Source organism: Paenibacillus sp. CB74, assembly GCF_055687625.1.
Genome location: NZ_CM146009.1, coordinates 2,703,355 through 2,723,262 on the forward strand (window position 1 = coordinate 2,703,355; position 19,908 = coordinate 2,723,262).

At 47.0% G+C, this 19,908-nt stretch carries 19 protein-coding genes; 4 read left to right on the forward strand and 15 right to left on the reverse strand.

All coding sequences use genetic code 11. The annotated features are described in order from the left end of the window. Positions 1–136: 136 nt before the first annotated feature. The 9 genes from ACX9NY_RS11880 to ACX9NY_RS11920 all read right to left on the reverse strand — a co-directional run bounded on the left by ACX9NY_RS11880 (position 137) and on the right by ACX9NY_RS11920 (position 11,237). A complete protein-coding gene (locus tag ACX9NY_RS11880; protein ID WP_339241720.1) occupies positions 137–943 on the reverse strand; it encodes an SDR family oxidoreductase in 807 nt (268 codons plus the stop codon). A gap of 186 nt (positions 944–1,129) precedes the next feature. Continuing rightward, positions 1,130–1,972, reverse strand: coding sequence for a hypothetical protein (locus ACX9NY_RS11885; RefSeq protein ID WP_472478686.1), 843 nt, complete (start codon positions 1,970–1,972; stop codon positions 1,130–1,132). 10 nt (positions 1,973–1,982) lie between these two features. Next, entirely contained in the window at positions 1,983–2,735 is a 753-nt protein-coding gene (locus tag ACX9NY_RS11890; protein WP_076330724.1) for a vWA domain-containing protein, read from the reverse strand. Between the two features lie 28 nt (positions 2,736–2,763). Next, a complete protein-coding gene (locus ACX9NY_RS11895) occupies positions 2,764–4,839 on the reverse strand; it encodes a protein kinase family protein (RefSeq protein WP_472478687.1) in 2,076 nt (691 codons plus the stop codon). 158 nt (positions 4,840–4,997) lie between these two features. Next, positions 4,998–5,273: a WXG100 family type VII secretion target gene (locus ACX9NY_RS11900; protein WP_017689071.1), complete on the reverse strand. Its 276-nt coding sequence runs from the start codon at positions 5,271–5,273 to the stop codon at positions 4,998–5,000. Positions 5,274–5,457: 184 nt separating this feature from the next. Further along, complete coding sequence (locus ACX9NY_RS11905; RefSeq protein WP_472478688.1) at positions 5,458–6,006, reverse strand: WXG100 family type VII secretion target; 549 nt, start codon at positions 6,004–6,006, stop codon at positions 5,458–5,460. A 6-nt stretch (positions 6,007–6,012) separates the two neighbouring features. Then, on the reverse strand, positions 6,013–6,843 hold the full coding sequence (locus tag ACX9NY_RS11910; protein ID WP_339241715.1) for a hypothetical protein: 831 nt from the start codon (positions 6,841–6,843) through the stop codon (positions 6,013–6,015). A 16-nt stretch (positions 6,844–6,859) separates the two neighbouring features. Further along, on the reverse strand, positions 6,860–10,864 hold the full coding sequence (essC, locus tag ACX9NY_RS11915) for a type VII secretion protein EssC (RefSeq protein ID WP_472478689.1): 4,005 nt from the start codon (positions 10,862–10,864) through the stop codon (positions 6,860–6,862). A gap of 52 nt (positions 10,865–10,916) precedes the next feature. Next, entirely contained in the window at positions 10,917–11,237 is a 321-nt protein-coding gene (locus ACX9NY_RS11920) for a hypothetical protein (RefSeq protein ID WP_339241711.1), read from the reverse strand. A gap of 422 nt (positions 11,238–11,659) precedes the next feature. Here ACX9NY_RS11920 and ACX9NY_RS11925 point away from each other — a divergent pair, with 422 nt between their 5' ends. Next, positions 11,660–11,899: a hypothetical protein gene (locus ACX9NY_RS11925; protein ID WP_074094612.1), complete on the forward strand. Its 240-nt coding sequence runs from the start codon at positions 11,660–11,662 to the stop codon at positions 11,897–11,899. Between the two features lie 121 nt (positions 11,900–12,020). Here ACX9NY_RS11925 and ACX9NY_RS11930 read toward each other — a convergent pair whose 3' ends face one another. The 6 genes from ACX9NY_RS11930 to ACX9NY_RS11955 all read right to left on the reverse strand — a co-directional run bounded on the left by ACX9NY_RS11930 (position 12,021) and on the right by ACX9NY_RS11955 (position 17,520). Next, positions 12,021–12,173 carry a hypothetical protein gene (locus ACX9NY_RS11930; protein ID WP_339241709.1) on the reverse strand — a complete coding sequence of 51 codons (153 nt, stop codon included), beginning with the start codon at positions 12,171–12,173 and terminating at the stop codon, positions 12,021–12,023. Between the two features lie 244 nt (positions 12,174–12,417). Beyond that, entirely contained in the window at positions 12,418–13,893 is a 1,476-nt protein-coding gene (locus ACX9NY_RS11935) for an aldehyde dehydrogenase family protein (RefSeq protein ID WP_472478690.1), read from the reverse strand. A 172-nt stretch (positions 13,894–14,065) separates the two neighbouring features. Beyond that, positions 14,066–14,602: a GNAT family N-acetyltransferase gene (locus tag ACX9NY_RS11940; RefSeq protein ID WP_472478691.1), complete on the reverse strand. Its 537-nt coding sequence runs from the start codon at positions 14,600–14,602 to the stop codon at positions 14,066–14,068. 371 nt (positions 14,603–14,973) lie between these two features. Further along, positions 14,974–15,312, reverse strand: a complete 339-nt coding sequence (locus ACX9NY_RS11945) for a L,D-transpeptidase (RefSeq protein ID WP_076318547.1) — start codon at positions 15,310–15,312, stop codon at positions 14,974–14,976. A 56-nt stretch (positions 15,313–15,368) separates the two neighbouring features. Continuing rightward, positions 15,369–16,478, reverse strand: coding sequence for a ribosome small subunit-dependent GTPase A (rsgA, locus tag ACX9NY_RS11950; protein ID WP_472478692.1), 1,110 nt, complete (start codon positions 16,476–16,478; stop codon positions 15,369–15,371). A gap of 448 nt (positions 16,479–16,926) precedes the next feature. Then, a complete protein-coding gene (locus ACX9NY_RS11955) occupies positions 16,927–17,520 on the reverse strand; it encodes a DUF2087 domain-containing protein (protein WP_339243025.1) in 594 nt (197 codons plus the stop codon). 178 nt (positions 17,521–17,698) lie between these two features. On the opposite strand from ACX9NY_RS11955, the gene ACX9NY_RS11960 reads away from it, so the two are divergent. From ACX9NY_RS11960 to ACX9NY_RS11970, 3 genes are all read left to right on the forward strand, one after another. Then, positions 17,699–18,697: a YpdA family putative bacillithiol disulfide reductase gene (locus tag ACX9NY_RS11960; RefSeq protein WP_472478693.1), complete on the forward strand. Its 999-nt coding sequence runs from the start codon at positions 17,699–17,701 to the stop codon at positions 18,695–18,697. Between the two features lie 5 nt (positions 18,698–18,702). Further along, on the forward strand, positions 18,703–19,146 hold the full coding sequence (locus ACX9NY_RS11965) for a DUF441 domain-containing protein (protein WP_339241702.1): 444 nt from the start codon (positions 18,703–18,705) through the stop codon (positions 19,144–19,146). A gap of 191 nt (positions 19,147–19,337) precedes the next feature. Beyond that, positions 19,338–19,850 carry an ADP-heptose synthase gene (locus tag ACX9NY_RS11970; protein ID WP_339260504.1) on the forward strand — a complete coding sequence of 171 codons (513 nt, stop codon included), beginning with the start codon at positions 19,338–19,340 and terminating at the stop codon, positions 19,848–19,850. The last annotated feature ends 58 nt before the right edge of the window (positions 19,851–19,908 follow it).

Consider the following 19,908-nt stretch of genomic DNA (forward strand, 5'->3'; position numbering starts at 1 on the left):
ATGTACCCTACTGCTTTTCAGTATCTCTATTCGAATGTTAGCATTATAACAAAAAAAGCCGTTCCAGAGGAACGACTATCGCAGACACACCATAAGACACGCCTTAGTAAAAATGAAATTTATCCCGTATGCTCACTTAGCTGAGCAATGACTCTGCACCATCAATGACGATCTCTGCTCCGGTAATATGTCTGGATTCGGACGATGCGAGGAAACTTACCAGATCGGCAACATGTTCCGGCTGACCCGGTCCGTCCGCAAGCGGCTGCTGTCCTTCCGGGAACTCCATCGGGATAATGATCTGTTGCAGATCATCCGTTTTGACCGTACTTTGATCAATATTCGTCGCAATCGCTCCTGGGCAGATCACGTTCACACGTATCTTGAACTTCGCCAGCTCAAGCGCAGCCATCTTTGCAAAAGCAACCTGTCCTGCCTTGGATGTGCTGTACGCCGACATGCCAAAGCTTGAGAAGCGTTGATTGCCGTTAATCGAACTTGTAATGATAATGCTGCCGCCACCCCGTTTCTTCACGTGAGGCAAAGCATATTTTACGGTGAAAAATGTGCCGTTCAAGTTGGTTGTGATAATTTGCTGCCAATCTTCAACCGAAATTTCCTCAATAGGTGCTGATACACCATTAATGCCCGCATTGGCAAAAACAATATCCAAACCGCCGAATAACTCAACGGTTTCCAGCACAGCCTTTTCCACACGTGCCGGGTCGGAGATGTCAACATCAAATGCTCTTGCCGCACCCGGGTGCTGCGCATTAATCTCTGCTTCCGTTTCCGAGATCCGATCATTCACCAGATCAAACAATGCAACATGTGCACCCTCTTTTGCCAGCTTGACCGCAGTCGCCTTCCCAATACCGGAACCTGCTCCGGTAATAATCGCAACCTTGCCTTGAAACCGTGACTTGCCGTTATGTTGTGTCATTATCCATTCCACTCCTTCATTTTAGCAATTATGTAAGAATGTACGTTGAAGCTATCATTAGCCAATTCTTCACAAGATTACCCAAAAAGAGTGTCTTTTAAATCAACACCAACAAGTTTTTTCACGTTTGGACTTCAACAAAGTCACAGCATCATTCGGATCAATGCACAATTTGATATCCGGCGCTCACCATTCCAGCTCAATGAAAGCGGCATCATCTTCAAGACCGCCGGTATGTGCAGCATCCAGCAGTACCTGAATGTGTTCATCGGGGACATAGGCCTGGATCGCATCCAAGTCGTTTAATCCATCTGTATATAATTGAAGACGCAGTGAATCGTTGGCGGACCCTTTGGTCTCGTAGATGTGCGGCTTACCACCAACAGGGCCTTCAAGTGTAGACCAGCGCTCATTGGTCCTGCAGTGAGTCTGAAATAATTCAGAATCTTCCTGGCCATTCCGCCACAGGCGAATACGGGAATCTCCTTGCCAAGCAAGCCACAACCGACTTTTGCGACCGCCTCCCGTAAGCTCAATCCGTCCACACACATACATGGCCTGGCTACCTCGACTTCGCTTTTCCATCAACACTTCACGAAGCAACAAAGGAGAGCTTTCCAGGGGCTGTAATTTCTCCAGCTGCTCAGATGCAGGAAGGGTCAGATCCTGAAGCAGACGCTCAACGCCCTCTTCTGTCGGGTGTTGCGTCGTTTCCAACCAATCCAGTAAAGCATTCCCCAGAAAACGCGCTGCAAAGTCTCCGAGATAACTCATGCCTACCCCATCACATAGTACAAAATTACAGATATTTCCTTTCATACGTACCGCAGCAAAGTCCTGTCCGGTATCTCCCTGATGTACCGTCTCAGCCGCTCTTCCATAACCATATCTGCACTTAAATGTGCCCTGATAGCGGGTTAGTGGCTGTTCTCCCGTCTGTACACTCACATAGCGAAAGTTGCCATGCCGCTGCTCGGCATGGCCCCCCTTATCTCCAGCAGACAATGTTGCCAAACGCATTGCTCTCATGATTCCCCTCCTATCTCACAGGCGTAGCAGCGGACATCTGGAATCCAATCGATACCAATTCTGCACATGTACCTGGAAGCATCATGAGTGCACCGGGTGCAAGCAAATAATCAGCTTCAACAAGCATTTCCCGATAACTTTCAGGCAGAACGGAAGACATATTCCGCAGCTTCTCTCCATGCTCATCCTGTAGATTTGTTTCGGAAGAGATTCCCTTCCATCTTCTAGGTTCAGCAATCGGCCCTTCCAGCAGATGATCGGATATAAAAATATTCTCCACCAGCACATTGCCATCAGGTACACTCATGCCCATGATTCTTTTCGCAATGGGCTCGGGATCTTCACCTGTGGCTACCCCATCGGTCATGTGGCATACAAGTGGAGCAGGACAATCCTGCATATTCGGAATTTCGGCCTGGAGAATCTTTTCCGCCTGCAGAAAAGCCTTTGCCGAGTCCGAGAACCGTTTCGGGGTCAGGTCAGGCAAAGATCCAACTGCAGCGATCTCGTCGATTCCTTTGATGCCGTTCAACAAGTCGTATACATCATCGCTGTAAGCCAATATGGCTATGCGATAGCGAGGTGTCAGACGATTTCCCTTGGTGGACCGAAATACCATTTGGCGTATCGCGAGAGATAAGGCATCATAGACGACGTCAATCCGCCGACGATTTTCCAGAACCATGTTCATGGAGGCGCTAATATCAATTAAATAGATAATGAGTGCAGGTGTACGCTGTGATGCTTGAATTGTGTAGTTCATCTAGGATGAGTCACCTCCGTCAATTACTTTATAAGTTAGGCAACGTATAACTGGTGTTGCTCAGGAATTTGTTAATGGCACTCATTCGAGCGGCCACTTTGCCAACTCCTTTGAAATAAGCCGCATCGGTATTGTATAGATTTTTAAAATCACGGGCATACGCTTCCGCATTTTCAATTTTTCTGCCTTTTTGTGCGTTATACGTTTTATTGTAATGAGCAATCAACGTGACCACATTCTCGGCACGCTTTTTCTTGAGTGCGGCTTTCTGAGCAATCTCCTGTTGACGTTTAGCTTCAGCTGCCGCTTTACGCTCCGCTTCCTGTCTTGCAAGCTTGGCATCATTCTCTTTTTTCCAGACGAGATAAGCTTCATATTTTGCCTGTTTATCGTACTTCTCCTGCTGTGCTCTCTTGGCAGCTTCTTTCTTCTGCTGTTCCTGCTTCACCAGATAGGCCTCATATTTCGCCTGTTTGTCGTACTTGGCCTGTAATGCCTTGCGTTCTTCTTCTTTTTTCTTCGCTTCTGCTTCCTTCTGTTTGGTTTCAGCGAGCTTTTTCTTTTCCTCAGCATCCAGTTTTGCAGCTTCTGCGGCCTTTTGCTTCTCCTGCTCTTCCTGCTGCTTGATCGCAGCTGCCTTTGCAGCTTCAGCCTCTTCCGCAGCCTTGACCTCTGCCAGTCGTGTAGCTTCCTGCTGTTCTTTCTGCTTCACTTCTGCCTGATCGGCCAGTATTTTGACCGTTGGAACACCACCTGCCAGCAATACAATAAGCACAGCGGAAGAAATCATGAACTTCTTGGATCGGTAGAATGGCACAGGTACAGGCTTGTCTGTGTCTTCTTCTGGATTAAGCTTGGCGTCCAGTTCCTTGATTGCAGCCTCCACTTCCATCTGCATCGCGCTGTTATGAGGAATGAAATGATACAGCGAACGATACACTTCCAGTGCAGCAGCTGGTTTATCTTCATCCTCCAAGGATCTTGCCTGTAAGAACAGACGGTTCACAATCGCTTCCTGATCGGGAGAGTGCGGCGTTTGGGGAATGTCCCCCTCTTGCGTATTCACAGGTTCACTTACCGGTTCTGAGCTCTCCTTCAGATTTCCATCCGCTTCGGACGGATTGCCAGCTTCTTCTTCCGACAATGCAGCAGCAACCGCATTGGCCTGTTCCACGTCTACCGCAGCCAATGCAACATACCACTCACCAAACGTCGGACAACTGCTCAGATCATGACTTTCCCAAGCTCGAATAAAGAGATCGGACAGTTTGGAACCCCAACGCTTCTCAAGAGACTCACGCATCGCATAATACCGTTCACTCACCGTTTGCATTTCATGTTGGTCAAAATAACTTTCGCCCCACGCTTTTTCTACAATCACAGGGTCCGACCAGCTTAACATTTCAGCAATGATAACTGCTCCGGCAAATCGGTCAGCATATGAACTCCACAAACCGCTGTGCACTGTGCGATGGGCTGCATAACCGGGTGACCCGGCAAGCAGGGCATCCGGACGATCCATCTTTGAACCGTACATCTGCTCGACATCCACAAGTTCTACCGCAGACGTCTTCCCCAGATTCTCCACTTCGGAAAAAAACGGAATCATTACATTGGGAGCGGACATATCGCAATGAGCCAGTCCACGTTGTTCCATGGCCGAACCCGTCCCAGCAAGCGCTCTGGCCAGCTTCAGGCTTTCTTCAGCCGTCAACTGTCTCTGATCACTGATCACATCGAACCAGGTCTGACCTTGCACCCATGGCATCAACACCGCATATAACAGATCGGGATGTTTTCCAATGAGCGCTCCGTTTCTTTCCGGAGTGAGCACATCACGCTTGCATACTTGCAAACCTGGCAGTTCACTATAAGACTCCATATGCTCAGACTGATATACCATAGCTGGAATACGGAATTTAGGAAAAAATACTTTTAGTGCTTTGGCCCCATGAAGGGAACCGTTTCGGGGTAACAACTGATAAACAATCCCCTGCCTTCCAGCTTGGGCATAAGCTAGACCCGGCGCAGCCGGATGTTGCCCAATCGTATAGGCAATGTCGTTAATCACCACTTCATCCCCGGGATTCGGTTGAAAAGACATGCTTATCCCTCTCTCTGTCCTAGTGTCATAGTTGCAGCAAAAACCGGGTGTTGTGACAACGCCCGGTTTTTGCTGTAGTTGTACATCTTCAGCTTGCTACCCGCCAATGATTCAGGGCGAATTCAGACTTCAACTCGGCCTGATCTATGTAAAGCAGATTAACGAGCTTGGTCAGCTGTACGGAATTTGTTAGCAATAGCTGTAAGTTCAGCGCTGATGCTGTTCAGCGTTTGAACGAATGATTGCATTTGTTTGCTAGCTTCTTGGAACTCCTGGAAGAAGCGTTGCTTTGTCATACCTTCCCATTGTCCTTCCATGCTTGTGATGGATTGAGTCAATGTGGATACGATTTGCTGACTTTGCTCACCGCTTTGTTTAAATTGGTTGGAAACCTGATCAAGCTGCTCTGGGGTAACTAAAATACGTCCTGCCATTGGTAAATTCCTCCTTGGTTTGTGCAATTAAATTTTGACTTGTTCAAATTGTACTATACCAGGATCGATCGAACAAAAGTCGAAGGACCTAATCCTATTTACCCCATTTTCAGTCCTTGAAACTTCTCCTAACAGCCTATTTACAAAAAAATTCACTTCCTGCTGTTACTTTTATTCACCCTGTTCAGGAAACCACAGGCTCGGTCCCTCTTCTTCCCCGAAAGGAAGGATCTGTGAATCTCCATGCTACCGGCTCAGGCTGCATGGCCTGAACCAATGTAGCAGGGGAGCCATCAGGCGGTGCGACATCCTGTACACGATATACGGCCGCCATTGCGGAAAGGGGATCGGATACTACAGCTACAGTTGCAGAATGTGCAGGCATGATTTCTCCTGTACGATTGTTCTGAAGAACATTCAGCATATTGACCGCATTACCATAGGCTGTGTTCACATGACTCAGCACGGAACGATACTCCATGTCTGCCTGCTGGAATAACAATGCTTTGCGTCCCAGCTGTACGCTTAAGTCCATTAATCGACGAAGCGCATCCTCGCCCAGTCGTTTACTGTGATTCCATTCACTCATCACCGCTGCGCGGGATTCAACCTCCCACTCCAGCGAATGAATCGCCTGATCCAACACTGTCATCTTTTGCTGTATTTGCTCCGCTGCATACTGAATCTGCTTGCTCAGTGCCCGAAGCACATCCGGTTCCACACGAATGCGCATTTACCATCACCTTTCCTCTTCCCCTGCAGGCTGTTTAAGCCAGTCCAGCAGCATCTCGTGAAACTGTTCTCTAGTCGTCAGTGCTGCAACTAGCCAATCATCTGAAGCCGCAGTGCTCATCCGGAACAACCAATTGGATACCGCACTTGCAGCAAATGCTGCAGACTGCGACTTCCACCCGTCTTCATTCCATACGAGCAAACGAAGCTCCCCATCTGACTCCTTACCCACCAGACAGCGTGCCAGCGCAAGCGAGCCCTCAGGATCACTTGTCTCCTGTGCGAGTTCATCTGCTACGGTCTGTACCCCGCTGTTCTCAAGCTCATTCATGACATCATAAAATTTTTTCTTGGAGCACATTAGTGCCGGTTTCTCCGCAGGAGAATGGCCGCTCCATTTCATCCGCTCTATCAGAACATCAATGGCTTCACGAACACTTCCCAGATCGCTAAGCCGGAACGAGTCCGGTACGTCGTCAACACGGGAAACTTCAACGACCCGCTCATCCGTGCAATGTATATAACTTTCATACGATTTGCCGTTGATCGTGTATCGAATCCAACAAGCTCTGTCGGACAATCCGGCAATGGCTACCCTGGAGAAAACGGTCGGTGTCATGATCAGCTCATCGGTATCCTGATCCCGAATCAGATATCCTTTGTCAAGCAGGGAGGTTTTCACACGCTCCCACTCCATCGCGATATCCTCCGCCATATAGCCGCGAAACGGATCTTCCACACCAAGCAGTCGGTCTGAACCGAGAATACCCGCCAGGAAAAAAAGTTCTTTTGTTTGCAACGTGACTACCTTTTGCTTAGAATCATGAACCGTCAACATTATGAGCCACCTCCCCTCAAACTACAACATGCCATCGGTCACGAATTTCAGAAATCCAATCGGTCATTTTCCAGCTGTCATCACATGGAACTGCACCTTTAACCCTGGAATATTTACGTTTTACATAATAACCTTGACCTGGAGGCAGTACCTTCAGCCCACCTGAACTACCTCCGGATTCCGAATAAGGTATACGGAAGAACGAGAGATCGTTAGGGTCTAAAGTCCCGAACAGCATTCCGCTCTGGGAAGCCTTCACATCCGTTACCCAATCCGAACCGAAGGTCGGGAAGTCTGCCGGAACCCCGGACAGAATCACGTGTACACCACGATCCCTTCCTTGACGAACAATCGCTCCCAATTGATCTTTTACATTAAAATCGTTTAGCTGTTTGGACAAGGTGTCCGCATCATCGATAACAAGCACAAGTTCCGGTCCACCGGAAATCTCGCCTCTTTTCAGAACTTCATCGTACAACTGTTGAATCACAGGTGCAAGCTGTTCTTCTCGCGATACATGTCCACGGACATGGGGCAAACTGCTGATTTCCCCCAGCCCACCTGCGCCATAACGCATATCTACTGTGTATATTTGTACATCTTCCGGAGAAGCATGATAAGCCAGTGATAACATCCATGTCAACAAAAATGTCGTTTTTCCGCCTTCCATCGGACTCGTCACCATGAAATGTGGACCTTCACGCAGATTAAGCTGGAATGGTTCAAGATCATCCGTAAGCAGTCCTACAGGGACAGTTACAGATGATGTATCCCATGCCTGACCATATGATCCTATCTGAATGAGCAGATCCTTGAGTTTGATCTCTTCCGGAAGCGGAGCAATCTGAGGTGCTTCTTCCCCTGTCCAGCCTTGGCGAATCTCAGCGATCGTGCGGCGCAATGCCGAGGAACGTTTGCCTTCATCTGCCCCGGAAGAAGGTAATGCCGCCTGGAACATCAACGGAGGCACTTGCCCTTTGACCAGACCTCTTCCTGGCGGAAGTTGGCTTGGTGCTTTGGAAGGTCTTCCCACGGCATAATAATAATCACTTGGATCAGATAACTCAAATGAAACCGCATTGGGAATATTGCTTCTGAATTTCTCAAATACATCTGTTACCCGATTCGCAGTAAGTACAAAGGTAATCCCCAGACTTCCGCCTTCACGCAGGATCGTCTCCAGAAGTTCATTTTCCTCCGGATAGGCATTGCGGAATGAAAGATAACCATCGATAACCACCACAACCTGTGGGACAGCCGCATGAGCTGTCCGTCGGTAGGCCGAGATCGTTTTAACACCCGCCTCCGAGATGATATCTTTGCGTTGTGCTGACAGCTTGAGGATATAACGGAATAACCGTTTGATCCGGTCTTCCTCCTCCGCCATCATCACGCCACCGATCTGTGGTAGTCCTGCAAAGTCCTTCATCATGCGGCCCATATCGATAATGTAACCATGCCAAGGCTCAGTTCTGTGAGAACGGGCCAGAGACATAAGCAAGGTCTGAACAAATGTTGTTTTTCCCAGTCCCGGCATGCCGTAAACGACCAGATGGCCTTGATCCACAGGCAATGCGAGCGGTTGTTGGCGCTGATTGGGGAGATCATCCAGCAAACCAACCAGGGGTTTCAGACCACTTGCCCCACCATCAAGCAGCAGATCCCGATTCTCTTCTTCCTGCCATTCCTGAAGACCTTCCCATTCCAGTGTTTCTGGTAAAGGTGGCAACCATGGTCCTGGCAACCGACGGATGCCCGCATCCGCTGCAGACTGAGCAACATAATCAATAAATACTTGAAGCTGTTTCGGAACATCTTCACCTTTGAGAACGGCTCTGCGCTCTCCCGTTAACAGGGGCTCCCGCTTACCGTTTAGGCGTACTTCCATGACAGGCAATACCGTCGTTGAATCCTCCTGTTGGTTATACGGTGCACCACTCCAGGCGAATTGCATTTCTTCAAATACTTCATCACTACCCACCTGAAAATATCCACGACCAGGCTTCGTAATCCAGGCAGCATTTGGAATCTTGATCATGTCCCTGCTATCTCCCTCACTCTGTACGCGAAGGCAGATCCGAAAGCGCGAATTACTCCATATTTTATCGTCCACAACACCGGCTGGCTTCTGGGTTGCCAGAATTAGATGAACCCCAAGTGTTCGGCCAATGGCCGCGATACTAATCAGTTCATCCATGAACTCCGGCTGGTCCCGTTTCAATTGAGCAAACTCATCAATGATAATGACGAGATGCGGGAGCGGCTGCTCATGTCTGGAACGCAGAATTTTATAGTATTCATCAATGTGCTGGAGATTTCCCGCATCATTTAATATTTTTTGCCTTCTGACCAGTTCGGCACGAAGTGAGATATTCGCCCGCTCGATTAGATTTCCATCCAGATTGGTGATTGTCCCTACCACATGAGGTAGATCAACAAATGTATTGGACATACCGCCACCTTTGTAGTCAATCAGCATGAAGGCCAGATCATGCGGATGGAATTCAGCAGCCAGTGAAGCTACGATGGACTGGATGACTTCACTTTTACCTGAACCGGTTGTACCTGCAATCAGACCATGGGGACCATGACCCTGACGTTCAATTTTGTCATGCAGGTTTATCGCTATTTTTTTGCCGCCAGCTCGTACACCCATTGGTACGGGCAGCGTGTCCGGATATCTCGTCTGCCCCCATCTGGATACCACATCCAGATCTTCCACGCGTGATGTGCTCAGCATATCGAATAACGGCAGCACTTGCGGGATATCTGATGCAGATGACCGTTTTAACCGGATCGGTGACATATAACGGGAAAGCGCCTCTGCCATTTCCTTCGAGATCACATCAGGTTTATACGTTTGTTGAATAACATCCGCATCTTCCGTTTTTTTGATATACACCCCTTTGCCTTTGGAGGCATCCATAATCAACTGACAATGCATTGGTAGAGACTCCTTGCGATTAGCCAGTATGATGGTGCATACATCGATGTCCTGAGCCGATTCCAGTAGCAATGGAAGCAACGGTTCCTCTTCAATTAATTGCGTATCGGAGAGAATCACAACGTAACACGGCGTTTGTATGCTTTTCTTGTAGCGGTCTTCCTTATTGTTGCGGCGCCGGTTCAACACGGAAAACAAGCTGTCCGCCAATTGATGCGCACCGCTGTGCCTGTCGGCCATATAGCGTTGTCCCTGGTCTTCATCCCAGATATGGGGCATCCAGCGAAGCCAATCCCATTCCTTGCTGTCCTTTTCTTCATAGAAAGCAGCAAGCTTCAGTTCATCCGGGGAGTGACGTACCGTCAGTTGTGAGATGATGACTCGCAGAGAAGCAAGCACTTCCTCCCGATCACCGACCAGTCCCATAACCTTCGATTGGAACAAAGGCAATGTAATGGAAGCATCCGGTACCGTCTGGAATTCACCCGCAAGTTCATGGGCGGCTTCAATTAGCTCATCCTTCTCATAACCATCAATCCGTGGAACCTGAAGTTTGATACGGAATGGAATCTCTCCCGTACCAATGCGCACCTGAAGGAAATCATCATCCTCTGGTGAACGCTCCCACAAGGAACTGTTCCGGTTCTTCACCACTTGAAGGCACACACCCGGATCCCCATGAATTTCATACAGGCTCTTCACTTGCTCCGCCTGAGCTTCTTTCAGTTCTTCCCGGTGTTTGTCCAGTTGGGCAAGATACATTGTTTTTCGTTCTTCCAATTTTTTGCGATATGATTTCTTGTTGCTCAGATACACGAAGAATGGAATGGTGTAAGAAGTAAGCATCATCATGACCGTCATCATCTGAAACATCATATAATTGCTGTTGCCCATTTTGCCGGTCATATTGATATATACGTAGAAACCAATGCTGACCATGGTCATCATGATCGGCACAATAATGGATATCATGGAAAACGTGGGTTTGCTCGGTTCTGTTGGAGGCCTGAGTATTTCGAGTCCTTCTTCCTTGAGAACCGGTGTCATTCTTGGAGAACGCTGATATAACACATTCACGAAGAGAAGACCTCCTTTAGTTCGTTCAATAGAATGTATACGTTCAAAAGCCCTATTCGTTGCTGTCCTTTTGAAATAATGAACGTCTCCCATATACAGGCGCTTCTTCCGAAGTCGTTGAAAAAGCCCGCTGGACACGTACGCAACTGCCTTGCCGCAGCCCTGTTTCCATTAACTGCTGTGCGTTCTGCGGAGAGAACCACAGCCCCTCCGGAAACTTGGCTTCAAGGATGTACTGAATGCCGTCTCCCGGTGCCTGTCCGAAAATGCGAACGCCAAGTAATGTCTTCAAATGTTCAATGGTGCATTCATCCGGAACATCGATGTCGAACCATTCTCCTTCCTCGCGGCCGGAATACACGGTTAGAATCATCCGAATCCCTCCCATGGTCTCATATGTAAATTGTCCTAATGTCAGATTAAATCAAAAAAAAGAGAATGAATCGTTATATCAACCCTATTTTCTTACATAAACACCCTGTTTGCAATGTGCCACCTGTAATTTTGTTACATATGACCCACGTATATATTAAAATATCGTACATTTGACTCAGAACTTTCGTGGCAGTTATGCTTTTGAATATTGCGAGGATACGAAAATTTTCATTTTCTATTCCATTTAAATGGTAATTAGGTTTTGTTTTTCGGGACTTTTATTCCTTCGCTCACAATTGAATTGTGAACACTTTTCAAACATTACCCACCTTTATGTTTTCATAAGCTGATTTTAAGGTAATTTTAAGCATTGGAATTTAATATTACCTGTATGAAATAACAACCGTGAGGTGATTTCAAGTGAGAACCCTAATAACCTTTCAAAACAAATCAATCCCCGTTTACTTTAATCAAGAAAACAAACAGCCTATGCAGAAGACATTAAGATTGCTTAGCAGTGCTCTTGAGCATAAAATTAGCAACGGTAAACGTGCCATTCAAAAATGTCTGCATTCTTTAATTAGTATTGAGATTGTTAATGGAGAAGCGATTCTCCACAGTCGAAGTGAAAACGACTCCCTTGCTTTATCATTATATTAGAAGGAGTCTACCAAGCCACATTTATGACAAGACATGAAAAAGGAAGCTGTCGTTATAGACAAGCTTCCTTTTTGAGGTGTATACACGTTAACAGCGGATTGCAGTTATGATCAGCCATCACTCAGTGCACTTTGCTAAGGACATAGGCGGCATCATGCTCTTCCGCAATCTCGGCTTTACGAATACGAATGACAAACAGCCGAACCAAATTGGCACGTGTATGTTCTTCCTGACAGGTATTCAGTTTCCTCAGAATAAAGCGGTCAATGGACATGAATTTAAAGCCCCTTTGCCATTGGATTTACGGATCGATTCTTCCGTGTATCCATAAATAACCAGATAGCGTCAGAGCCAAACAGCTTTTCCACTCTTATATTAAGCCGTATTTTGCTGTGGTGTAAAATTGTGCAAAAAGCCCGTCCCACCAAGCTGGGACGGGCTTTCGCATGATTTGTCGATCTTTTTGCAACTCACTCTAATCGTTCATAAACGACCCTGCTAGTTCATCCTTTTTCGACTTATTTCACTCCTGGATATTCCCGATATTGGTGCTGAATGCTGATCCAACGAGTACGTGTAAACTTCTCAATGGCCCAATCACCACCGAAACGTCCAATCCCTGAAGCCTTTTCACCGCCAAACATCACATGCGCTTCATCGTTCACGGACTGATCATTTACATGCACCATACCAGATTCAATGCGCTGGGCAACCAGATATCCTCGATTCAGATCTTTGGTGAATACGGAACCACTAAGTCCATAAGGAGTATCATTCGCCAAACGCACAGCTTCATGCTCATCATGAGCCTTCATGATCACTGCCACCGGGCCAAACAATTCCTGCTGCACAATATCTTGTTCAGGTTTAACATCAGCAAGTACAGTAGGAGACAGCACACTGCCTTTGTTGGTCCCACCAAGCAATAGACGTGCGCCTTCGTCCTTGGCTTTGTTCACAAGATCCTGCAATCGTGTTACCTCTTTTTCCCGAATGAGAGGACCTACGAGTGTTTTGGCATTAGCCGGGTCACCTGCCTGCACATTTTTCGTTTTGGTAACAAATGAATCAACGAATATGTCGTAAATATCAGCATGCACAATGATACGATTCAGAGCCATGCAGATCTGTCCCTGATGCAAAAACTTGCCAAAGACTGCGGCTTCGGCAGCACGTTCAATGTCCGCATCTTCCAGCACAACCATGGCGTTGTTGCCGCCTAGCTCCAGTGCCGTTTCTTTTAAATGTTCACCCGCCAGTTTGCCGATTCCCTGCCCAACTTCTGTGGAACCCGTGAATGAAATTACTTTGGGAATCGGATGAGCCACAAAGTAATCCCCGATCTCACTGCCACTTCCGGCAACGACATTTAGCACGCCCCCAGGCAGACCGGCTTGTTCGAACAAATCAGCAATGAGCCAACCTGCCGTAATCGGAGTGTCTGATGCCGGTTTAATCACCACCCCATTGCCGAGAGCAATCGCCGGAGCTACGGATCGAAGACATAGATGCAAAGGGAAATTCCACGGCCCGATCACACCGACCACACCCTTCGGCTCCCGAATTACACGATTCTCTTTACCAGGAGTATTGGATGGAATAATCTCACCCTTCATACGATAAGGAAAAGATGCTGACTCATCCACAATGCGTTTAGCCGCTGCAAACTCCGCCTCCGATTTGATTCGGGTACTCCCGGATTCTGTGATCAACAGTTGAATAATCTCCTCTTTTCGCTCTGCCATCAGAGATGAAACTTTCCGCAGTACCTCTTCTTTCACAGCAGGTAATGACTCCGCCCACTCAATCGAATTTTTATGAGCAGACTCATACGCCTTATCTATATCTTTTTTATTGGAAGAGCGCCATGTGGCAATAACTTCTCCCGTATAAGGGTTGATATTCTCCATTGTTTTCTCACCGGAGCCATCTACCCATCTGCCATTAATATATTGTTTCGTCCATGTTGTATGTTCGGTTTCCATTAAAGTCATATGAATACGCCTCCTGATCAAAATTGAATGTCACACCTGCACAACGGTGTAATACATCATTAACCTTGTTCAGAATTACGCAAACGTGCAGACCTGAATTAGCTATTCCACTCTTTAAGTTTAAGTAAACAATACACCCCGAGTATTCTGTCCCCCATCTGTACCTCTTTCATCAATCGGGCTGGCTCTTCTCTCCAAAGAGGCTCAATTCTTCCCATCCGTAGCCAACCTCAATCAGATCTTGACCACCAATACGGATAGACTGTGTGTGGACAGGAGTGCCTCCCATCTTCTCATAGAAGCGACAAGCTGAATTACGTTCCAAAGCCCATATGATCAAACGTTTCATATTGAAGGACTGCAGATGATTAACGACATGTGTCGCCAGTTGCCGACCTATCCCCGTTTGTTGCACTTCCTTCAGCAAATATATAGCGTACAACTCTCCATCATAAGGTAATTTGCCTTCACGCTCCTTCCCCCCACAAGCAAATCCGACAATGTTGCCATGATCCTGTTCAGCTACCACCAAGATCTGATCTTTTTCGCCAGAACGAATGGTCCTCTCCCACTGCGACAATCTTGATTCTATAGTCAAATGATCCAAAAAATCGTCGGGCACAATTCCTCGATACGTTGTTTTCCAACTCTCTGTATGTACATGGGCTATTCCTTGCGCATCCCCTTCGCGCGCCGGCCGGATTAACATCGCTATCACTCGCTTTCTCACATAACTGCCATAGCTTTACCATATTATATGTTCATCTTTCTACAATTCCAAATTCATCCACTTCAGTTCTGGTTGTAAGAACTTATTTGGTAACTGGCTATCTTAACCTTATAATACGTGTTCAAAAAGTCTGGTTTTAAGTACCAAGAAGATGGAATGAAGCTAGAAATGGAGTAGCGGAGCGTAGATAGAGCTACGTGAGCAACCACAATGTTTCCTCAGGAAACATACTTCGAAGCCACCCGCTTATTTCGGTTGAGTTTCATATTCGATACTGATCATGCCGCTAGGCATGATTCGTAATCAAAAGCGGACTTTTTGAACTACCTCCCATAAAGTGAAATCCGGCCCTAGGGCCGGATCGTTACTCTAGTGCCTACAGAAACCTTGGACGACAGATCCAGTACATCCGAGTTGTACATGCGTATACAACCATGGGAGACGGATTTGCCAATGGACCAAGGCTCATTGGTTCCGTGTATGCCATAATGGGGAGCGGACAGTCCCATCCACAACACGCCAAATGGCCCTCCTGGATTGGATTGCTTGTTAATAATCGTGAACTCCCCGTTTGGCGTCTGCGTGAGCATCTTGCCTGTGGCTACGGGATAGCCCTTAATCACCTGATTGCCATCAAGAAGATATAACATGTGGTCAGACAGATCTACAATAATCCTGTAATCTGGCATAATGACATCCCTCCTGACCTATCTTATGCAAGGTAACAGATGATGCCCGCCTGATTTCAGACTTCCTCCCACTCTTTCACACTGCGGGAGTGCTTGGGTTTGCGACTAGTGGCCGGTTTGCTGGAAGCGGTACGCTTTCTGGATGCCACTTCTTCCTTGCGTTGCTGATATTGCAATTCCTTCTGCATTTTCAGATAATTATTCAGTCTTTTTTCATCTAATGAACCATCCTGTATGGCCTCTTTCACTGCACATCCTGCTTCCCGTGTATGACTGCAGTCCAGGAATCTGCACGTTGCCGCAAGTTCTTCAATTTCTCCAAACGCATGCGACAGCCCATCATTCCCCTCATCCCATAGGTTGAGCTCACGCATTCCTGGAGTATCGATCAATACGGCTCCCTGTGGAAGTACAAACATCTCCCGGTGTGTTGTGGTATGTCTCCCTCGGCTGTCGCCCTCACGAACAGACTGTGTAAGTTGCACATCCTCACCCATCATCCAGTTCACCAGCGTAGACTTGCCACTGCCCGAAGATCCTGTGAGCGCAACAGTCAACCCTGGCTGCAAATATCGTTCCAGTAAAGATTTGCCTTGGTCCTCCACTGCAGATATCGCAAGCACTTCAACACCTGGTGCGATTCCTTCTACATTTCGGATCTGTTCTTCCACATTGTTGCACAGATCACTTTTGCTCAAGACAATGACTGGCCTTACGCCACCATTCCAAGCCATCATCACGTATCTTTCGAGTCGTCTAAGGTTGAAATCATGATTAAGTGCAGCCACGATTAACAGTGTATCCACGTTTGCGGCGATTAATTGTTCTTTGGTCACTGGACCTGCCGCCTGTCTCGATACCCTGCTCTGACGTGGCACCAGATGATGAATAATTGCTTCTTCACCTGCCTGGCCTGTAATCGCCACCCAATCTCCAACCGCTGGTACCAAACTCGTTTCCAGACTATCATGACGCATTCGGCCCGAAATTCTCCCCCAGCGTTCGCCCTCTTCTGTAATCAAACGTTGCAGGTGTCCATGATCTGCGATAATTCTGGCTGGCTTTCTATCCTGCTCTTCCATTCCTGTCACTTGCCACAGTTCCTGCCACTTTGCAGACCAGCCGTACTTTTCAATATGGTTATCTAAAATATAAATTCCTCCCAAAATAAGTTTGTTTGCTTTTGTTCAAGACCAGTGAACAATTATCTCCGGTTCAGATCAAAACAAAAAACCACGAGTAGAAATACACCCGCGGCAATAAGTAGTTAGACGAATTAAAGATCATCCCTTCTCGTAGATATACCGGATATCCTACTTAACCATCCGCTATATTCAATTCAGGAACACCCTTTTATCGGCAAATCAAAAAGCCACGGGTGCGTCACCCGTGGCTTCATCTGAGCATGACATACTTTACGTTACAATGGATACTGCTATCCAACTAACGCAAAATTACATGCTTTGATCCGTTCCGGAGACGCTGTTCATATTCAAATTAACGTATACTGCATTTAACTTTGTCATAAACAATCGCCTCCCTTGTAGAATTATCCATTATGTTACACACCGGGCTTTGCATTTGTCAAGCCCAAACTTTTTTTTCCAGCCTACTCTATTTGACCTGATCCCAGCGCGTCCACATTTCCTTCGGATTCAGTTCATAGATCCCCTCTTCCCGATACATGAACTGATGCATGATAAATTCCCGCCGAATGGTAGCGAAATCTTCATGATACTTCTGTATAAATGTATTCATTTCTTTCTCGGTATACTTCCGACCGAACTCAAGCTGCTCGACCAGATGACCAAGTACAATCAGCTTTTTCTTGTATTGAGCGGGAATCTGCCGCAGTCGTCCATCTTTGGAGAAAAAATTTCTCATGACCGACGCTTTCAATGTTTCGTTTACATCACTCATATCCGTAACCTCCTCTCGCTTAAAGATAAAGTCAACCGAAGCCTGCGCATTCTCGCGGATAAACGAAGGATTCAGTGTGAAGTACACTGTATTTTTCTCCCGTCGTTCCTTAATCAGCGCCGCCTCTCTCAGCTTGGATGCATGATGTGTCACGGTGGGCTGTGACAGATTCAGCCGCTCGGCAAGTGCCTGTCCGTGCAGTTCACCCTGTGCCAACAACAGCAGCATGCGAAGCCGGGTCGGGTCAGCCAACGCTTTATGATAAGCCACAATTTTCTCCAGCTGCATCATCGTTCATCTCGCTTTCATTTAGATAAATATCTAATTTGATATTAGTCTTTTCCTCTCTCTACGTCAACTCCTTTGGATTCAAGTAAGCTTGTCTGGGTTTAACTCTCTCTTGAACTGGCATTAGCTCGCTTTTTACGGTAGGATTATATTGCTTGAAATAAGGAGGATTAAGAACATGGAAGATGTCATTATTATCGGCGGAGGCCCATGCGGCCTATCTGCTGCCATTGAATGTGAACGGCTGGGACTGTCCGCTGTGATCGTTGAGAAATACAATATCGTTCAATCTATTTATCTGTATCCAACCCATATGCAGTTTTTCAGCACAGCGCCGCTGCTTGAGATCGGAAACGTTCCGTTCAGCACACCTAATGATAAGCCGTTTCGTTATGAAGCACTTGCCTATTATCGCAGGGTAGCCGAACATTTTGGTCTGCGTGTTCATAACTATGAAGAAGCCCGTGAAATCATACGCAAGGATGATGGTACGTTTGAGGTACATACGCTCAATCGCCGCGGGGAAGCCATCGTTCATGTTGGACGCAATGTCGTTGTAGCTACCGGTTATTTTGACCATCCTAACTATCTGGGCATCCCTGGAGAAGATAAAGATAAGGTAACCCACTACTTCCGGGAAGCCCACCCTTATACCCGTACACGTGTCGCCATTATTGGCGGAAGCAACTCAGCCGTAGACGCGGCCATGGAACTGGTTCGGGTCGGAGCACATATTGATATGGTGTATCGCGGCAGTGGTTTGTCCCAGCATATTAAACCATGGGTACGCCCGCTATTCGAGAGCATGGTGACAAAAGGTCATATCACACTGCACCTGGAATCACGCGTGAATGAAATACTCGATGATTCAATTCGTCTGATACACACGGATGGTTCCACTCGGGAACTGGATAATGACTTCGTACTGGCAATGACCGGTTTCCGTCCAGATCGTCAACTACTCACGTCGGTAGGTGTGGAGATGTCTGATGATATGGATAAACCTCTATATGATGAACAAACGATGGAAAGCAGCGTACCTGGTGTATATGTGGGCGGAGTCATCGCTTCGGGGCGTAATGCCAATGAAGTCTTTATTGAATCCGGGCGCTGGCATGGACGGTACATTGCGGAACATATCGTTAGCAAACAACGTGGACAGACTGAAGGGAAATGAAAACCATGGATATGACTTCCCTGCTGCTACTTGTTTTTGCGGCTCTCGGGATTATCAGCAGCAACACACCTGTGACCGTAGCGATGGTATTTCTGTTGTTGCTACGAGTCCTGAACCTGAATCAGGCATTTCCATGGCTTGAAAAATACGGACTTACACTGGGCATCATCATTCTGACCATTGGCGTGATGGCACCTCTTGCCAGTGGCAAGATGAGTCTGCAGACGATCGGTGAGTCTTTCCTGCACTGGAAATCACTGCTCGCCATTGGCGTAGGATTACTGGTGGCATATCTCGGAGGACGTGGCGCTACGCTGATGAGTACACAGCCAACTGTCGTTGCAGGGCTGTTAATCGGAACGGTACTTGGGGTTGCCCTATTCAAGGGTGTACCTGTGGGTCCATTGATTGCTGCAGGAATACTGTCACTGCTACTGGGCAAATCCTGATTCGGTTGTGATCGTTGTGACCTGACATGCTCTGCAGATTGGCTGTATTTCCCACCGTTGTGTGATATACTTCTATTCATGCAAATTATGTACACGAGTCTACAGCAGAATAACCCATATTATGGTTATGCTGTTGCATAAGATATAGATTCACTTTGCAACTATTAATGGCCCAGGAGGAATAAGGAACCATGTCACGTCAGTTTATTACAGAAGCCGTGATGGTGGCTATTTACGGTCAATTGCTAGCGCCGCCCGCGCCTGTTGAATATATTTTTCCTTATACCACCATCCTTGAGCTATATGAATTCCAGACCAGTCCTGATCCCATGATGGATAACCCGGCAGATGATCAGCATGTGAAATCCAAAATCAATGAAATGATTTCTTATTTCGAGGAACCACTGAATAAGAAAAAAATAGAGCGTGCGTTACTTGTTCCATGGGCCAAAAGCCCCTCCATTTTATTTGGTGACCAAGTATCCATTGCCATTATCAATGCAATAGATACGGCACAGTACGGGGAGTATTTCGATCCCATTGAGACAGAATTGCTGCTGACATCTCAGCGCCTGAGTATCCCGATTCTCACCGATCAGGTTGAATTGATCGCACGCATCATTGAGTCTGAATCACCTGTACAGGTATTCGATATCGATGATTTTGATTTTGCGATGGATGATGAATCACTGGATCAGGTGTAATTCATGATTAGAGCACGTGAATCCGATTTTCAAAAAAATGACCTTGTCACCCATTTTA

What these genes read in the sequence shown, in the direction of transcription:
- ACX9NY_RS11880 (WP_339241720.1), bottom strand. Translation starts at nt 943, where the DNA reads ATGACACAACATAACGGCAAGTCACGGTTTCAAGGCAAGGTTGCGATT.
- ACX9NY_RS11885 (WP_472478686.1), bottom strand. Translation starts at nt 1,972, where the DNA reads ATGAGAGCAATGCGTTTGGCAACATTGTCTGCTGGAGATAAGGGGGGC.
- ACX9NY_RS11890 (WP_076330724.1), bottom strand. Translation starts at nt 2,735, where the DNA reads ATGAACTACACAATTCAAGCATCACAGCGTACACCTGCACTCATTATC.
- ACX9NY_RS11895 (WP_472478687.1), bottom strand. Translation starts at nt 4,839, where the DNA reads ATGTCTTTTCAACCGAATCCCGGGGATGAAGTGGTGATTAACGACATT.
- ACX9NY_RS11900 (WP_017689071.1), bottom strand. Translation starts at nt 5,273, where the DNA reads ATGGCAGGACGTATTTTAGTTACCCCAGAGCAGCTTGATCAGGTTTCC.
- ACX9NY_RS11905 (WP_472478688.1), bottom strand. Translation starts at nt 6,006, where the DNA reads ATGCGCATTCGTGTGGAACCGGATGTGCTTCGGGCACTGAGCAAGCAG.
- ACX9NY_RS11910 (WP_339241715.1), bottom strand. Translation starts at nt 6,843, where the DNA reads ATGTTGACGGTTCATGATTCTAAGCAAAAGGTAGTCACGTTGCAAACA.
- ACX9NY_RS11920 (WP_339241711.1), bottom strand. Translation starts at nt 11,237, where the DNA reads ATGATTCTAACCGTGTATTCCGGCCGCGAGGAAGGAGAATGGTTCGAC.
- ACX9NY_RS11930 (WP_339241709.1), bottom strand. Translation starts at nt 12,173, where the DNA reads ATGTCCATTGACCGCTTTATTCTGAGGAAACTGAATACCTGTCAGGAA.
- ACX9NY_RS11935 (WP_472478690.1), bottom strand. Translation starts at nt 13,893, where the DNA reads ATGACTTTAATGGAAACCGAACATACAACATGGACGAAACAATATATT.
- ACX9NY_RS11940 (WP_472478691.1), bottom strand. Translation starts at nt 14,602, where the DNA reads ATGTTAATCCGGCCGGCGCGCGAAGGGGATGCGCAAGGAATAGCCCAT.
- ACX9NY_RS11945 (WP_076318547.1), bottom strand. Translation starts at nt 15,312, where the DNA reads ATGCCAGATTACAGGATTATTGTAGATCTGTCTGACCACATGTTATAT.
- ACX9NY_RS11955 (WP_339243025.1), bottom strand. Translation starts at nt 17,520, where the DNA reads ATGCAGCTGGAGAAAATTGTGGCTTATCATAAAGCGTTGGCTGACCCG.
- ACX9NY_RS11960 (WP_472478693.1), top strand. Translation starts at nt 17,699, where the DNA reads ATGGAAGATGTCATTATTATCGGCGGAGGCCCATGCGGCCTATCTGCT.
- ACX9NY_RS11965 (WP_339241702.1), top strand. Translation starts at nt 18,703, where the DNA reads ATGGATATGACTTCCCTGCTGCTACTTGTTTTTGCGGCTCTCGGGATT.
- ACX9NY_RS11970 (WP_339260504.1), top strand. Translation starts at nt 19,338, where the DNA reads ATGTCACGTCAGTTTATTACAGAAGCCGTGATGGTGGCTATTTACGGT.